At 67.3% G+C, this 14,274-nt stretch carries 17 protein-coding genes; 5 read left to right on the top strand and 12 right to left on the bottom strand.

Annotation, left to right across the window (positions count from 1 at the left end):
• Positions 1 to 408: 408 nt before the first annotated feature.
• Entirely contained in the window at positions 409 to 1,158 is a 750-nt protein-coding gene (gene cobM, locus QMG86_RS02430; RefSeq protein WP_281877414.1) for a precorrin-4 C(11)-methyltransferase, read from the bottom strand.
• 211 nt (positions 1,159 to 1,369) lie between these two features.
• On the bottom strand, positions 1,370 to 1,795 hold the full coding sequence (locus QMG86_RS02425) for a PPOX class F420-dependent oxidoreductase (RefSeq protein ID WP_281877413.1): 426 nt from the start codon (positions 1,793 to 1,795) through the stop codon (positions 1,370 to 1,372).
• A 134-nt stretch (positions 1,796 to 1,929) separates the two neighbouring features.
• Between QMG86_RS02425 and QMG86_RS02420 the strand changes: the two genes are divergently transcribed.
• Complete coding sequence (locus QMG86_RS02420; RefSeq protein WP_281877412.1) at positions 1,930 to 2,403, top strand: hypothetical protein; 474 nt, start codon at positions 1,930 to 1,932, stop codon at positions 2,401 to 2,403.
• A gap of 8 nt (positions 2,404 to 2,411) precedes the next feature.
• On the opposite strand, the gene QMG86_RS02415 is transcribed toward QMG86_RS02420, so the two are convergent.
• From QMG86_RS02415 to QMG86_RS02400, 4 genes are all read right to left on the bottom strand, one after another.
• Positions 2,412 to 3,395, bottom strand: a complete 984-nt coding sequence (locus QMG86_RS02415) for a protein kinase family protein (RefSeq protein WP_281877410.1) — start codon at positions 3,393 to 3,395, stop codon at positions 2,412 to 2,414.
• On the bottom strand, positions 3,392 to 3,691 hold the full coding sequence (locus QMG86_RS02410; RefSeq protein ID WP_281877409.1) for a hypothetical protein: 300 nt from the start codon (positions 3,689 to 3,691) through the stop codon (positions 3,392 to 3,394). Before QMG86_RS02410 ends, QMG86_RS02415 begins: the two co-directional genes overlap by 4 nt.
• Positions 3,692 to 3,953: 262 nt before the next feature.
• On the bottom strand, positions 3,954 to 5,060 hold the full coding sequence (locus QMG86_RS02405; RefSeq protein WP_281877407.1) for an epoxyqueuosine reductase: 1,107 nt from the start codon (positions 5,058 to 5,060) through the stop codon (positions 3,954 to 3,956).
• Between the two features lie 200 nt (positions 5,061 to 5,260).
• Entirely contained in the window at positions 5,261 to 5,743 is a 483-nt protein-coding gene (locus tag QMG86_RS02400; RefSeq protein WP_281877405.1) for a hypothetical protein, read from the bottom strand.
• A gap of 227 nt (positions 5,744 to 5,970) precedes the next feature.
• Here QMG86_RS02400 and QMG86_RS02395 point away from each other — a divergent pair, with 227 nt between their 5' ends.
• Both QMG86_RS02395 and QMG86_RS02390 read left to right on the top strand, forming a co-directional pair.
• Positions 5,971 to 7,188 carry a helix-turn-helix domain-containing protein gene (locus QMG86_RS02395; RefSeq protein ID WP_281877403.1) on the top strand — a complete coding sequence of 406 codons (1,218 nt, stop codon included), beginning with the start codon at positions 5,971 to 5,973 and terminating at the stop codon, positions 7,186 to 7,188.
• A gap of 526 nt (positions 7,189 to 7,714) precedes the next feature.
• Positions 7,715 to 8,239 carry a GNAT family N-acetyltransferase gene (locus QMG86_RS02390; protein ID WP_281877402.1) on the top strand — a complete coding sequence of 175 codons (525 nt, stop codon included), beginning with the start codon at positions 7,715 to 7,717 and terminating at the stop codon, positions 8,237 to 8,239.
• A gap of 12 nt (positions 8,240 to 8,251) precedes the next feature.
• Here the strand turns inward: QMG86_RS02390 and QMG86_RS02385 are convergent, their stop codons facing one another.
• From QMG86_RS02385 to QMG86_RS02365, 5 genes are all read right to left on the bottom strand, one after another.
• Complete coding sequence (locus QMG86_RS02385; RefSeq protein ID WP_281877401.1) at positions 8,252 to 9,148, bottom strand: LysR family transcriptional regulator; 897 nt, start codon at positions 9,146 to 9,148, stop codon at positions 8,252 to 8,254.
• A 48-nt stretch (positions 9,149 to 9,196) separates the two neighbouring features.
• Positions 9,197 to 9,343: a hypothetical protein gene (locus QMG86_RS02380; RefSeq protein ID WP_281877400.1), complete on the bottom strand. Its 147-nt coding sequence runs from the start codon at positions 9,341 to 9,343 to the stop codon at positions 9,197 to 9,199.
• 102 nt (positions 9,344 to 9,445) lie between these two features.
• Positions 9,446 to 9,736 carry a hypothetical protein gene (locus QMG86_RS02375; RefSeq protein WP_281877399.1) on the bottom strand — a complete coding sequence of 97 codons (291 nt, stop codon included), beginning with the start codon at positions 9,734 to 9,736 and terminating at the stop codon, positions 9,446 to 9,448.
• Between the two features lie 104 nt (positions 9,737 to 9,840).
• On the bottom strand, positions 9,841 to 10,113 hold the full coding sequence (locus tag QMG86_RS02370) for a hypothetical protein (RefSeq protein WP_281877398.1): 273 nt from the start codon (positions 10,111 to 10,113) through the stop codon (positions 9,841 to 9,843).
• Between the two features lie 314 nt (positions 10,114 to 10,427).
• A complete protein-coding gene (locus tag QMG86_RS02365) occupies positions 10,428 to 11,384 on the bottom strand; it encodes a LysR family transcriptional regulator (RefSeq protein WP_281880732.1) in 957 nt (318 codons plus the stop codon).
• A 101-nt stretch (positions 11,385 to 11,485) separates the two neighbouring features.
• Between QMG86_RS02365 and QMG86_RS02360 the strand changes: the two genes are divergently transcribed.
• Together QMG86_RS02360 and QMG86_RS02355 are read left to right on the top strand one after the other, a co-directional pair.
• Entirely contained in the window at positions 11,486 to 12,871 is a 1,386-nt protein-coding gene (locus tag QMG86_RS02360) for an MFS transporter (RefSeq protein ID WP_281877397.1), read from the top strand.
• A complete protein-coding gene (locus tag QMG86_RS02355; RefSeq protein ID WP_281877395.1) occupies positions 12,868 to 13,614 on the top strand; it encodes a 3-hydroxybutyrate dehydrogenase in 747 nt (248 codons plus the stop codon). The genes QMG86_RS02360 and QMG86_RS02355 overlap by 4 nt, the downstream gene beginning before the upstream one ends.
• An 8-nt stretch (positions 13,615 to 13,622) precedes the next feature.
• Here QMG86_RS02355 and QMG86_RS02350 read toward each other — a convergent pair whose 3' ends face one another.
• Positions 13,623 to 14,216 (bottom strand): SACE_7040 family transcriptional regulator, encoded by a 594-nt coding sequence (locus QMG86_RS02350; RefSeq protein WP_159843465.1) that lies wholly within the window; start codon positions 14,214 to 14,216, stop codon positions 13,623 to 13,625.
• Between the last annotated feature and the right edge of the window lie 58 nt (positions 14,217 to 14,274).

Raw genomic sequence — 14,274 nt, 5'->3', positions numbered from 1 at the left:
CCGTAACCTCGCTTCCGGAACACCACGCAAGCGCTCCCCGACCACACCCGGAGGGGGCGCACACCTGTCCGAGCGTGGCGCCTGCGTCTCCGGGTTGAGTTCTCACATCAAATCAGGCAAAAAATGTTCAATTGAACTATCTGTCCAACGTGCCGGGCTTGTTACATGAGCTCGACCGTGCCCAGAACCCACCGACCGGCTCCGCCGGGACCTTCTTTGCGAATCACCGGATCAATCTACCGTCGCCCCCGGCGGGCAACCAACCATCGGTCATAGCGAGAGAACATCACCCCTGGCAGCGGCTTTGCAAATGTTTGCCAGCCGGATGTTGCGGTTCTCACATGAGTCACCGGCGCACCAATCCGGGCACTTTCGCGCCGAGCCGGCGGGCGCCTCAGGCACCCGCCGTCAGGACCCGCGCACGCGCGCCGGGTCGTAGAGGTGCGATTCCGCGCACGACACCGCAGGCGTGAGCGCACGGCCAACCAGGATCACCGCGGCCTGCCGCAGTCCGGCGGCCTCCACTTGGTCGGCGATGTCGGCCAGCGTGCCGCGCAGGACGAGTTGCTCCGGCTGGCTGGCGCGGTAGACGACGGCGACCGGGCAGTCCGGGCCGTAGTCGGCGGACAGTTCGGCGGCCAACGCGCGGACGCGGGTGATGGCCAGGTGCAGCGCGAGGGTGGCGCCGGTGGCGGCGAAGTTCGCCAGCGCTTCGGACTCGGGCATCGCGGTGGAGCGGGCCTGCGTGCGCGTCAGCACGACCGATTGCACCAGTTCGGGCACCGTGAGCTCCGCACCGAGCACCGCGGCAGCGGCGGCATAGGCGGGCACGCCCGGCGTGACATCCCACGCCACGCCCTGCGCGTCGAGCCTGCGGGTCTGCTCGGTCAACGCCGAATACAGCGACGGGTCGCCCGAGCACAGGCGAGCCACGTCCCGGCCCGCCCGATCCGCGCGCACCAGACGCTCGGTGATCTGGTCGAGGTCCAGATGCTGGGTATCGACCAGCTCGGCGTCCGGTGCGCAGTACGCCAGCACCCCCGGGTCCAGATAGGTCCCCGCGTACAGGCACACCGGCGACGCGCGCAGCAGCTCGACCGCGCGCACCGTCAGCAGATCGGCCGCCCCCGGCCCGGCCCCGATGAAATGCACGGTCATGCGCGCGAGTGTATTGACCGCCGGTCACCACGCTCGCGGCGACCGAGCGCCGGAGCCGACCGGTTCCTCGGCTCGCTGGTGTCGAACTCGCGCCGCTCCCCGATCGGGTCGCTTCGCAACCGAACACCGGCTTTCGCGGCCTCGCCCCGCCGGCAGTTGTGCCCGGCGGTCCGGGTGGCGACGCCACCGGGCACGCGCGAGGCGCGCCGGCTCAGGCGGTGGCGTCGAAGTGGGCGATCACCTTGTCGGGCCGGAGGCGGACGACGAGTTCGCCGGGGACGCCATTGCGCTTGCCGAACTCTTCGGCGCGGTCCGCGCCCATATAACGGCCGCCGATCTCGGTGGCGGTGCGCAACAATTCATCGGGGTCTTCCGAGAGCGTGACCGTGCCCCGCAACTGCACCGACGCGTAAGGCGGCTCCTCCAGGTCGACGCACACCGAGACGCGCCCGTCCCTGGCGAACGCCTTACCCTTCGCGCTGGACTTGCCGGTGTTGAAGACCAGTGCGTCCCCCTCGAGGACGAACCAAACCGGCGTCACCATCGGACTGCCGTCGGCGGCCACGAACGCCACCTTGCCGGTACGGGTGCCGTGGGAGAGGAACTCGCGCACTTCTGGATCGGAGAGAGAGGCCATCCGACCACCCTAGGTCGCGGCCCGCTCCGGAGCGCGCGACGAATCGCCGGGAGCGAAGCCGCGGCACACGGCGGCGCGCCGGTGCGCTCCCGCGAACCTTGGCAAAACGGTAAACATATGCATATCATCTGCGTATGCTTATCAATTCCTCGGAGCAGAGTTCCGACCGGCCCGATACCGCGGGCGAACAGCCGTTTTCCGAAGGCACCATGCTCCTGCCCTGGCAAGCCGGACCGCGACACGACACCCGCGGGCCGGTGTTTGTCAGCGTGACCGACTTCCTGGCCGCCTCCGACGAGGACGTTCAGGCGATCTACAAGACGGGAATGCGACTGGGCCGGAATTGGCCGGTGATGCACGGCGCGGTCGGCCTGTGGTTGTGGGCGCGGCCGTCGGAGGCGCGCGGCGGTTCGATCTCGGTGTGGGAGACCGAGCAGGACATGCGGCGGTTCGTGCGCTGGCCGGTGCACGCCGACATCATGCGGAAGTGGCGCGGCAGAGTCGGTCTCGCCACCGACTCGTGGCAGGCCGCCGGGTTCGAAGTCCAGGATGTGTTGACACGGGCGCGGAACACCATCGAACGGCGCCCGCATCCCCAGGCCGGGTGACCAGCGGATCAGGGTGGCAGAACCCTGGCGTCGGCCGGGATCATGCCGAGTTCCCGGATCTTCTCCAGCCGCGCCACCGCGCCGTCGATCGCGTTGTCGTGCAGACCGGCGTCGCCGAGCGCCGCGCGAAAGCGGCCGATGTCGACGCCTTCGACCGCGCGGAAGACCTCCGCTTCGAGGCGCTCGCCCTTCTGCGCCATTGCGAAATCGGAATCGATATCGATCTCGAGCGGCCGAGTCGACAGCGGGAATGATCGGCCGTGATCGATGGCGACGACTTCGAGCTGTCCGTCCCGTTCCACGGTGCGATAGTTGCGGGGATGGCGATCCATGGAGCCGATGATGTAATCGAGTACCGCGACTTGTTGCTGCTGGATTCTCGGATACTCCTCCACCGGCCTCGACGGCTTGGACTCGACGAACTGCTGGATCATGCCGGGCCCGGACGCTCTGCCATCCGGCCCGATGACGCCGTCCGTCCTGGCCGTCGGCGGCACCCTGCCGAAACCGAGTAGTTCATCGACCCGATAGGCCGCGATCTCCCGGCTCGTCAGCGCGCCGGGAGCGTGCACGAATGGCAGCCCCGCGTCGTATTGCTCACCGTGGATAGGTTTATAGATATTCAATTCCCCATCGTCGGAACGCATCTTCCGTACTGTGGTGGAACTTTTCGCCACCGCTATTCGCATGTCGCCTTCGAACTCGACATCGGTGGTCAGCCTGCGCGCACTCATGGCGGATTCGGCCGCACTGGGCTGGTAATCCCACACTCGCTGCCGAGCCGCCTGCTCCGGATGCGGCTGCACTCGGGTGCGCGCTTCTTCCAACAAATGCGAGGACCGCTCGTCCGCGTCCCGGAACGTGCGAGCACCGAGGTCCAGCGTGCCGCTGGTGCGCCGATAAGTGCCCGCGGCGGTCCGAGTCCCCAGATCGAGGGTTCTGGTCAGGCGCCGGGTGATGTTGCGAAGTAGCGGGGTGACAGCGTCCCTCACCGAGCGGGCGGCGTCGACGCGCCATTCGAACCCGATGCCGGATTCGCGGACCAAGGCGTGCGACCGCTCGGCCGTTGCCGCTCATCCGGGCTTTCATCGACAACGCGGTAGTAGCTCATCGCTTGCGAATCGAGCAACGCACGCAGGAAAGGCGGGCCCTCGTCCGGCAATATCCGCCTGGGCGGATCGAAAACTTTGATACCGCGCTCGTACAACCGTTCGGCGACGAGGCATCCGTCGGGATCGATCACCGTGAGCGTCACGCCACCGTCCGGATTCGACCCGAATTCGGCCACTCGGCGCGGTTGCGCGTGACCGACGTCGTAGATTGCGACCAGAGTCGGCGCGTACTCGGCCATGATCCCTCACCTTCACCTGCGACAACCGCCCGGCAGCGGTTCGATGTCCGGCCGGGGCGGAGGTCCCGGATGGACTGTCGACGTCTCATGGAGGGAATTTACTACCGATCGGTCGGTTTCTCTGGACGAGGGCAGGCTCCGGACAACCGCACCGCGCTCCTGCCCGGGCCCCTTCAGCTGCGGAGAATTCGCTCCCCGATCAGTCCGAGGCGCCGCGCGGGCGGGGCCGGGGGCCGATCTGATCGAGCAGCGTGTTCACCTCGTCCGGGAAGCCGTTGGTGACCGGCTTCGGGGTCTTGGCTGGAAAACGGCGTGTGACGTGCTCCTCCGCGGCGGAGCCCGGCAGCACGTAGACAGGTTCCGGCTTGTTCTGCAACGGCCGCACCACCTCCGCCAAGTGCCCCTTCCGGTCGTCGAGGAAAGCTCCGATCACATCCTCACCGGCCGGGCACACGGCCATGCAGTAGCCGGCCTTGTAGTTCGGCTTGAACGACAGGCTCTGCCACATCGAGAACGACTCACCCGTGGTCACCCGTTCGCGATACTCGGCACGGTCGGCGCTGTCTGCGATGGTTTCGGCCCAATCGGTGAAGCCGCCCATGAACTCCCGGTAGTTGTGCGTGTAGCACGCCTGGAAATCGAACCCGCCGTCGTCGGTGATCGCGCCGACCGGGCAGGCGGACACGCACAACTTGCACTCGAGACACGGGTTGAAATCCAGCGCGGCACTCGGCTCGTCGACCACGGCATCGGTCACCACGGTGCCGAGCAGGATGAAGTTGCCGAACTTCGGATGAATGACGTTGCGGTGGATGCCCATCACGCCCAAGCCCGCCGCCTGCGCCACCACCTTGTGCGCGATCACCCAGACGCGCCCGGGAAACTGATCGACCTCCATCGGATATCCCGGCGCCGGATACACGGCGCGATAGCCGGCGTCCTGGAGCGCCCGCGTGATCCGGCGGGAGACCTCATTCGTTTCGTCGTCGGCGTGGTTGAACTCGGTGTTGGCCAGGCTGCGCTGGGGGCTGCGGAGATTATCGCGATTCATCCGCACACAGAAGGCGATGAATGTTCGTGCGCTGGGCAATATTCCGCGGGCGTGCTCGAGTTCTTCGGCCACGCGCGGGTCGTCGACCGGAACGAAGCCCACGTCGTCCGCGCCTGCGGCAAGACAGATCTCGCGCAGTTGAGCGGTGGACAGCACCGGGTCAGGCGTGGTCCGCGGCCGCTGCGCCATCCGCTGGACGGTCGGATGCTGCGCCAGCCGTCGCGGCCCGAATGATTCCTGGTTCGTTTCCGACATCGAGCCCTCCTATCCCTGCGAGACCGACACGGCCTCAAAGAGTTAGACGTGCCGGGACACCGAAACTCATCGCGGGACCACCGCAGGATTCTCCGTCGGCTCCGGTCCTCCGGGCGCTGTCGGAGGCCTGCGGTAGTCACAGCCGTGACGATGTCGGTGGGGGCGGCCGAGAAGCTCGGCGACCATGCGGCGACCGAGGCTTATCCGATTGCCGATGCGGGGCCCGAGGGGCCATGACGCGGCGGAGTGGATGCCCTCCCCTGCGGCGGGAAGTGGCGAGATTCCAGCGTGATCAGCGCGCACACCGCCATGATCTCGTCCGCTCGGAATTCCACGTGTTCCAGCGTGGGAGTCAGCACCGCGACCGCGCCGACGCGAACCACCACGGTGAGCAGCGCCGTGAGCGACGCGGGCGCGGTCGGCCCGGCGACCAGAGTGCGCGCCAGATCGAAGCCCGACGCCTTCGCCAGCGCGCGGATTTCCATTTCGTGCCTGCGGGCGCGGCGTCCGGAGATGTCCCGGCGCAGATATCCGACCACTTTCGGCTTCATGATCACCTCTCGTTCGATGGGAGCGCCCGCCGCCGGGGGCTTTCGCCACCTTTCGCGGCTCACCGCGTCCGGAGTGCCGTGCGGGCACGGCATCACCCCGGCGGCGCGCACTTCGAGCCTCGAGGAACGCAAGCCGTATCTCCACGCTGTCAAGCGCACGAGAGCAGGTGTGCGATATCTGCGGTTGCGCGCCACAACCCGGGCGACCTTGCTTAAGGTTCGCTCGACACAGTGGAATTCGGGGCAGGGGGCGATGAATCATGGACCAGGGGATCGACGGCGCGTGGAAGTCGCCACAATTCCGCACATTGCTCGCCGAGGGACAGCCCGGTCGAGCCCTCGCCCTCGTCCGTAGAGAAATGGGACTCTCTCAAGCGGATTTCGGCGCACTCCTGCACTGGGACCGCACCCACGCGGGACGCGTCGAACGTGGGGAAGTGGGGACCATATTCGATGTGCGGGAACTGGTCCGCGCCGCCGATGCCCTCGGCATCCCCCGCTCCGCGCTGCTCCCTCTCTTGCTCGCGACACCTGAGACGGGGACCATCGACAACGGGGCTGGCGAAGGAGTCGATGACGTGGACCGCAGACAGTTCGGCCTGGCAGCGACGATGACGGCAGTGGCGGGTGTCGCCATACCGCCGAGCAGGGCGGCGGAACCGATACGAGTCGGCACCGGTCATGTCACGTACATCCGTGCGCTCTCACAACGGCTTTGGGAGCACGACAACCATCACGGAGGCGGCGGAGTATTCCACTACGCGGCACGGCAATACGCCTCCGTGCGACGGCTACTGGACTCGAGGTCGTACGGCCGGCGCATAGGCGACGAGTTGGTCAGCGCCACGGGATGGTTGTCGAATACCGTCGCGTGGCTGGCCCGCGACAATAATCACCCTGGCACGGCTCGACGCCGACTGACGGAATCGGTTCTGCTCGCCGAACAGTGCGGCGACAATACTTTATTGGCCGCCGCCCTCGGAGACCTCGCGAACCTCGCCGCGTCGTCACCGGCCTCGTTCGCCGAGCCCGTGCGCTTGGCTCGGCGGTCGACCGAACTGGTCAGGGGCATTCCTTCGGCCCGCATGAACGCATTGAAGGCCGCCGAAGAGGCGACGGCGTATGCGGCCGTCGGCGACGAGCGGGAATTCGATCGCGCGATGACGCGAGTCTGGCGCGAAGCCGATCGCGGTCTCGACAGCCCGGACGATCCGGCCTGGTTGGATCACGTCACCGAGGCCGAGTTGCGCGCCCATGAGGCACGAGGACTCCGAATGCTCGGCCACCACAGCCGTGCGGTGGATCTGTGGCGCGAGAGCATCGCTCACGCCGACTTCTTCCCCCGCGACGAAGCCTCCTACCGCGCCTACTACTCCGCCGCCCTCGCGGGCCTCGGCGATACCACCTCGGCCATCACCGAAGCCCACGCCACCCTGAACCTGCTGGAAACCCAGGTGAACTCCCCGCGCCTCCTCGCCGAACTACGCCCGGTCCGCGTCGCCGCCACCCGCACACGAGGCGACGACGCCGAACACTTCCGCCACCGCTTCGACACCCGCACCGCCCGCACGGCATGACAAAAGGGTCTCGGCCAGACCTGTGACTTCGCAGCGGCTGGGCCGGTGCTGCACGGCGCGGTCGGCCTGTGATTGTGGGCGGGTGCGTCGCGACCGATAAGTATGAGTGATCGTCTACGCCCGGATTCGGCGTTGTTCCGCGCTGGTGGTCATCGCACGCTTGGGATACACATCCGATCTTGTCTCCTGGAGCGTTGTTGTCCGAGATCCGGCCCATGCGGCAGATTCGCCGACCCTTCCGAGTCGTGGGGGGAGAACTTTCGGACGATCTGTGGTGGTTGCGCTGAAAGACTTACCTTCCTTGTTGGCCCGGATCGCAGCCCGTTTGACGAAGACAACGAAGGCAGCCGGTGCCGGAGCGGGGACCGGATACCGCACGATCGCTCACGGACTTCGGAAACACAGTGAAGTGCCGGGGGCGACCGATGCCTCGGCAACGCGACAGGTCCTGTCGTCATCGCACAAATCAAGTCATGCAGATGGGAGGCGACGCGAGATCCCGCGATCGGCCATCCAACACGCGACTGTGGCGGATGTGCCGGGTCTCGTCAAGGCACTACTGCGCGGATGCGAGAAGGCCTATGAGAATCTGCCCGGCGCCGAAACCGGCGGAGTACAGCGGCTCATCGCCGACATGGCATCGCGAAAACATCGAGAACTCACGACATCGCTTACCGAGTACGGACGAACCTTCTTCGTGCATCGCGCCCCCGACGGGCAGATCACCGGGTTCGTCGAGGCCGCACGGCGCCCGAACGGCGATGGGCAGCTCTACGCGTGGCACATTCTGCCGGAGTATCACGCCATGGGCATAGGGCGCGCCTTGATGCGCGAAGCGCTGCAATTCTTCGGTGATGTCGATGTCCACTGCAACACGACGATCCGCACCGAAGCCTATGCCGCGCATCTGAAGCTGGGGTTCTCGCCCGTCGGTCCCCCGACCGCGACGCCACCTCCGATGCAAGCGGCTGGACTCGTGGCGGAACAACAGCAACTGGTGCTGCCTCGCAGCGCTCGCGCAGAACTGCTGAAGCGCTGGGATCGAGCGTGACAGGCAGCTTCGTCACCCTCGTTCGAGTGCACCCAGGTCGCGGACTACTCGCGCGAGAGCGCGGATCTGCTGGGTCTCCGACTCCGTGCGCCAGACCAACGCCCAGCGAACCAGCCGGGAATCGCTGATCGGCGTATAGGTGATGCCCGGGCGCGGATAGTACCGAGCGATATGACTCATGCAGCTGGTGAAGACTTCGCTTGTGCTGGCGCTGACCAGGATGTCTTCCAACGTCGAGATGGGCGCGACGCGGTGGATCGGACGTCCGGAAGGAGTGTGGAAAGGACTGACCGCATCCTCCCAGTACTCGGGCATGGGGTTGGCCGGCGCGAGTACGCCGCGATCGCCGAATGTTTCCAGTGAAATCCATTTTTCGCCTGCCAGTTCATGATTGTCCGGCATCAACGCCACCATATGCTCGGTGAAGATGGTTGGCCCTACGGTCAGGCCCGGTTCTTCGACGGGGAGCCAGGCGATGACGATGTCGGCTTCGTCGCGGCGCAGCGGGCCGAACTGGTCGCCGAATTCGCTACTGCGGATACGCAGTTCCCACGTGGGATGGTTACGACGAAACGCATCCCAGAACGGCTGATAGTCGTACGGGTTGTAGCCGATCATGGCGACCCGCAACACATCGGAGATCCCACGCGCGCTCTGGCGGGCGTGTTCGATGGCTCGGACCACGCCACGATAGTTCGGCAGCAGTTCGGCGAACAGGCGGTTCCCGATCGGAGTCAGCTGAATATCGCGTGGATTGGAGCGATCGACGAGACGGGCGCCGATGCGGCGTTCCTGATTCTTGATGGACTGGCTGATCCGCGCCTGGGACAAGTGCAGCCGCATTGCGGTGCGACCGAAGTGCAGTTCCTCGGCCAATGTCAAGAAGATCTCGATGTCCCTGAGCTCCACCGGGGGCCCTCCTGGTCGAATTCGTTTCCTTCGCCGCTTTCGGATCGCTCAGGTCCGCCCCAAACGCAGGGCCGTCGCCTTCAGCGCTCGGCACCCGCGGACCCGCGCCGGGTCGTAGAGGTGGGATTGCGCGCACGACACCGCGGGCGTGAGCGCGCGACCCACCCGCCCGGCCCCGATGAAGTGCACGGTCATGCGCGCGAGTGTATTGACCGCCGGACGCCGCTCCCCGGGCCTCCGCTCGAGCGGTGGCGTCGAAGTGGGCGATCGGCGGCCCGGAGACGGCCGGCCGATTCATCAGGGGCGGCGCATGAACGCCATCACGCAGCACTCCCTGCGGTCCGAGCTGTCGACGCTCCGTTCGATCACGCTGACCAGCTCCCAACCCTGGGATTCGAGCAGTTCGATGCCATTGAGCAGGTGGACAACCGGCTCGAAGATCGTTGTTCTGTTGTCCCCCAGGGCGCGGAACTCTATCCGCGGCGGCGAGCTCAGGACCAGGTTCCGGCGCGGATAGGAGTGCAGGTCCACCACGCCGTTCAGCACGGCGATCACGTCGAAGACAGGTCCGGGTGCAGGAGTACTCACGTCCCCATAGTCCTGCACTCTCGACCCACCGGCGAAACAACGAAAGCCATGCCCCCACCGCTGGTGTGCGGATCAGGGTGCATGCCGTCGAACTCCGCTATGGATCAGCGCTGCCAGGGCAGGCAGCCCGCGGCGCGCAGGCGGGTGGCCAGCCCGGAACCGATGGTGGTGCTGGAACCGTTGCCCGCGGTGAGCGCCAGCAGGAGGTCGAGACCGAGTCCGGCGCCGAGGGAGCAGCCCAGCAGATCGACGTCCACCGTGATGATCTCGTCCTTCGGCGCGCCGGGCAGGGTCTCATCGGCATGCGCCGAACTCGGCCCCGCCACGGTGGCGGCAACGAGCGTCACGGCGATGAGACCGGCTCGGATGGATCGCACTTGTCCTCCTTCTGCGCCCTGGCCGGGCGCGATCCTCGTGCCGGGCAATGGATTCGATCGTCATCGGCGTCCGCGCCCCCGACCGGCGGTCCGCCGCATGGTTTGTTGACCGATCGAGAGCGCGGGAAACCCCATTTCTGCCCGGAGCCGGTGACGGGTCACACACCGTTTATGGCGGTCGATCTCGCCCCGGGCTCGTCTGGGGCGGCGGGGTTGTGCGCGAGCAGTTTCCGGCCGAGGATGTTCGCGGTTGAGACAGCGTCCTGGATGGCCGGATTGCGAATTCGCAGAGGGCGACCGATGCGCTTGCGGTCTCAGCGACGGCGGCCCAGGAGGGTGTCACGCTGATCGGCGACCATGGCGCGGATCGCGGTGACGACGGCGGCCACTTCCGGGCGGCGGAGGGTTTCGGTGCGGGCGACGAGCCAGTAGCCGAGGGTTACCGTCACCGAATCGGCCAGGATACGAACGAGATCTGTGTGGCGGTCGGCCATGAAGCAGGGCAGCAGGCCCAGACCGGCCGAGGCACGCGTGGCTTCCACGTGCACGAAAACATTGGTCGAAGTGACAGATTCGCGCATCGTGGGTACGAAGCTGGAAGCCAGGTCGAGATCATCGACTTGCAGCATGGAATCGATGAAGTAGACGAGCGGATATCGGGCCAGGTCATCGATCGTCGCGGGCGCGCCGTGTTCGCGCAGGTACTCGCGGGAGCCGTAGAGGCCGAGGCAGTAGTCGGCCAGGTGCGTGGCGGTGGCGCGGTGCACCTGCGGCTCCCCCACGACTATCTCGAGGTCCAGGCCGGACCGCTGTTGCGAAGCGCGGCGTGTGGTCGCCACGATCTCGACCGAGATCTTCGGATGCCGCCGCTGCACCTCGGCGGCGGCGGGCGCGGCGATGTAGGCGCTGAAACCGTCGGTCGCCGAGATTCGGACCACGCCCTCCAGCACCCGGTTCCCGCTTTCGTCCGCGGCCAGTGATTTCACCGCCGACTCCACCGCCTCCGCGGCGGCCAGCGCCTCCCGGCCGAGATCGGTCAGTTCCCACCCACCGGCCACCCGGGTGAGCACCCGGCCGCCGAGGGTCTGCTCCAGCGCGGCGATACGCCGGGAGATGGTGGTGTGGTTGATGCCGAGTTCCTCGGCCGCGGTGACGAATCGGCCGGAGCGCCCGACGGCCAGGAGGACGAGAAGGTCGTCCGCGCTGGGACGACCAGCAGAGGCCGGGCGCATATCTGCATCTTTGCAGAGAAGAACTGCATTAATGGTCATTGCGGCGCAAATCGTCTGCACCAATACTCGGTGCAGCCGAGCAATGTGGGGGCGGTCACATCGGGATCGAAGTGTGGCCCCCGGCACGAAGGAGAAGTGCGATGAGGGAGCACAGCGCCGCGACGACAGCGGCGGCGGATTCCGGCGGAACGACCAGCGGCCTGCGCCGCGTGGTGGCCGCGTCGATGGCGGGCACCGTCGTGGAGTGGTACGAGTTCTTCCTCTACGGCACCGCAGCCACGCTGGTGTTCAGCAAGGTGTTCTTCGCCAAGGGCACCAGTGACCTGGACGCCATCCTCGCCGCGTTCATCACCTACGCGGTCGGGTTCGCGGCGCGCCCGCTCGGCGGCGTGGTCTTCGGGCACTTCGGTGACAAGTACGGCCGCAAGAAACTGCTGCAGTTCAGCCTGGTGCTGGTGGGTAGCGCGACCTTCCTGATGGGCTGCCTGCCCACCTTCGGACAGATCGGCTACTGGGCGCCCGCACTGCTGGTGGCGCTGCGCTTCATCCAGGGTTTCGCGGTCGGCGGGGAGTGGGGCGGCGCGGTGCTGCTGGTCGCCGAGCACAGCCCGAGCCGCAGCCGCGGCTTCTGGGCGAGCTGGCCGCAGGCGGGCGTGCCCGCGGGCAACCTGCTGGCGACGGTAGTGCTGCTGGTGCTCACCTCCACGCTGTCGGACGAGGCGTTCCTCGGCTGGGGCTGGCGGGTCGCGTTCTGGCTGTCGGCGGTCGTGGTGCTGATCGGCTACTACATCCGCACCAAGATCACCGACGCGCCCATCTTCGTCGCGGCGCAGCGGGAAGCCGAGCAGATCAAGGCGACCTCGCTGAGCGTGGTCGAGGTGCTGCGCCGCTACCCCCGCGGGGTGCTGACCGCGATGGGGCTGCGTTTCGGCGAGAACGTCATGTACTACCTGGTGGTCACGTTCACCATCACCTACCTGAAGACGCAGGTGCACGCCGACACCGCGGTGATCCTGTGGTGGCTGCTCGCCGCGCACGCGGTGCACTTCGTGACCATCCCGCTGGTGGGCAGCCTGTCCGACCGCTTCGGCAGGCGGCCGGTCTACCTGGTCGGCGCGCTCACCGCGGGCACCTGGGGCTTCTTCGCCTTCCCGATGATGGACAGCGGGCACAACGTGGTCATCATGTCCGCCATCGTCATCGGCTTGATCTTCCACGCCTTCATGTACGCCGGACAGCCCGCGATCATGGCCGAGATGTTCCCCACCCGGATGCGCTACTCCGGTGTGTCGCTGGGCTATCAGGTGACCTCGATCGTGGCCGGTTCGCTCGCGCCGATCATCGCCGTCCGGCTGCTGAACACCTACCACTCCGCGGTGCCGATCGCCTGGTACCTGGCGGGCGCCGCGGCGGTGAGCGCGATCGCCGTGCTCGTCGCACGAGAGACGAAGGGGCTGACCTTGGAAAGCATCGATCACGCCGACGCCGCGACGCTCGGCGCGCGGGCCGAAGTGACCGTGCGATGAGTGCTCTGGCGGGGCGCAGCGCCCTGGTCACCGGCGGCGCGAGCGGCATCGGCGCGGCGTGCGCCCGTGCCCTCGCGGCGCGCGGCGCCACGGTCACGGTCGCGGACGTCGACGAGGCCGGCGCGAAGACCGTGGCCGGGGAACTGGGCGGCAAGGCGTGGGCGGTGGACCTGCTCGACGTCGCGGCGCTGGAGGACCTGGCGCTCGACGTCGACATCCTGGTGAACAACGCCGGGGTGCAACACGTCAGCCCGATCCAGGAGTTCGCGCCGCAGCGCTTCCGCGACCTGCTCACGCTGATGGTCGAGGCGCCGTTCCTGCTGGTGCGCGCGGCGCTGCCGCACATGTACCGGCAGGGCTGGGGACGGATCGTCAACATCTCGTCGGTGCACGGCCTGCGCGCCTCCGAATACAAGGTCGCCTACGTGACGGCCAAACACGGGTTGGAAGGGCTGTCGAAGGTCACCGCCTTGGAGGGCGGCCCGCACGGGGTGACGAGCAATTGCGTCAACCCGGGCTATGTGCGGACAGCGCTGGTGGACAAGCAGATCGCCGACCAGGCCAAGGCGCACGGCGTGCCCGAACAGGAAGTGGTGGAGAAGATCCTGCTCACCGAGAGCGCGATCAAGCGCCTCGTGGAGCCGGAGGAGGTCGCGTCGCTGGTGAGCTGGCTCGTGTCGCCGGAGGCGGGCATGGTCACCGGCGCGGCCTACACGATGGACGGCGGGTGGAGCGCTCGATGAGGGGGCGCTCAACCCAGCGCGGTCAGCGCCATCCCGCGCAGCACCGGCCGGGCCCGTGCGGCGGTCGCCTCGCTCGCGCTGTGCGGGGTGGAGTTGATCAGCCCGAAGACGGCGTGGGCCTGCACCCGCGCCGTCTCCTCGGGTAGCTCCGGATGCAACTCGCGCAGCACGCCCACCCAGATCTCCACGTACCGGCGCTGGGTGCGGCGGATCTCCCGGCGGGCGGCGGCGGGCACGTTGTCCAGGTCGCGGTCCTGGATGCGGATCAGCTCCGGTTCGCCCAGCGCGAAGTCCAAGTGGTGATCGACCAGCCCGGCGAGCGCCTGTTCGGCGGAGTTCGCGCCCGCGACCACCGCCTTGCCGCCGTCGAGCAGGCGCTGGCTCACGCCGACCAGCAGCTCGACCAGCAACGCCTCTTTGTTCGGGAAGTGCCGGTAGACCGCGGGGCCGCTGATCCCGACGGCGGCGCCCAGGTCGTCCAGGCGCATGCCGAGGAAGCCGCGGTCGGCGATCAACCGCGCTCCGGCCTCCAGCAGTTGTGTCCTGCGCTGCGCCTTCAGTTGCTCACGACGAGTGGGCGCGACGGATTCGGCACTGGTCACACGCGTTCCTTTCCGCCGACCTGGACAGTTCGGTTAATCAAGACTAACCTGAATTCCA

Origin of the sequence: Nocardia sputorum, assembly GCF_027924405.1 — a bacterium.
GTDB lineage: Bacteria > Actinomycetota > Actinomycetes > Mycobacteriales > Mycobacteriaceae > Nocardia > Nocardia sputorum.
Note: the sequence above shows the minus strand (reverse complement) of the source record. Positions and strands in the feature narration are given on the sequence as shown.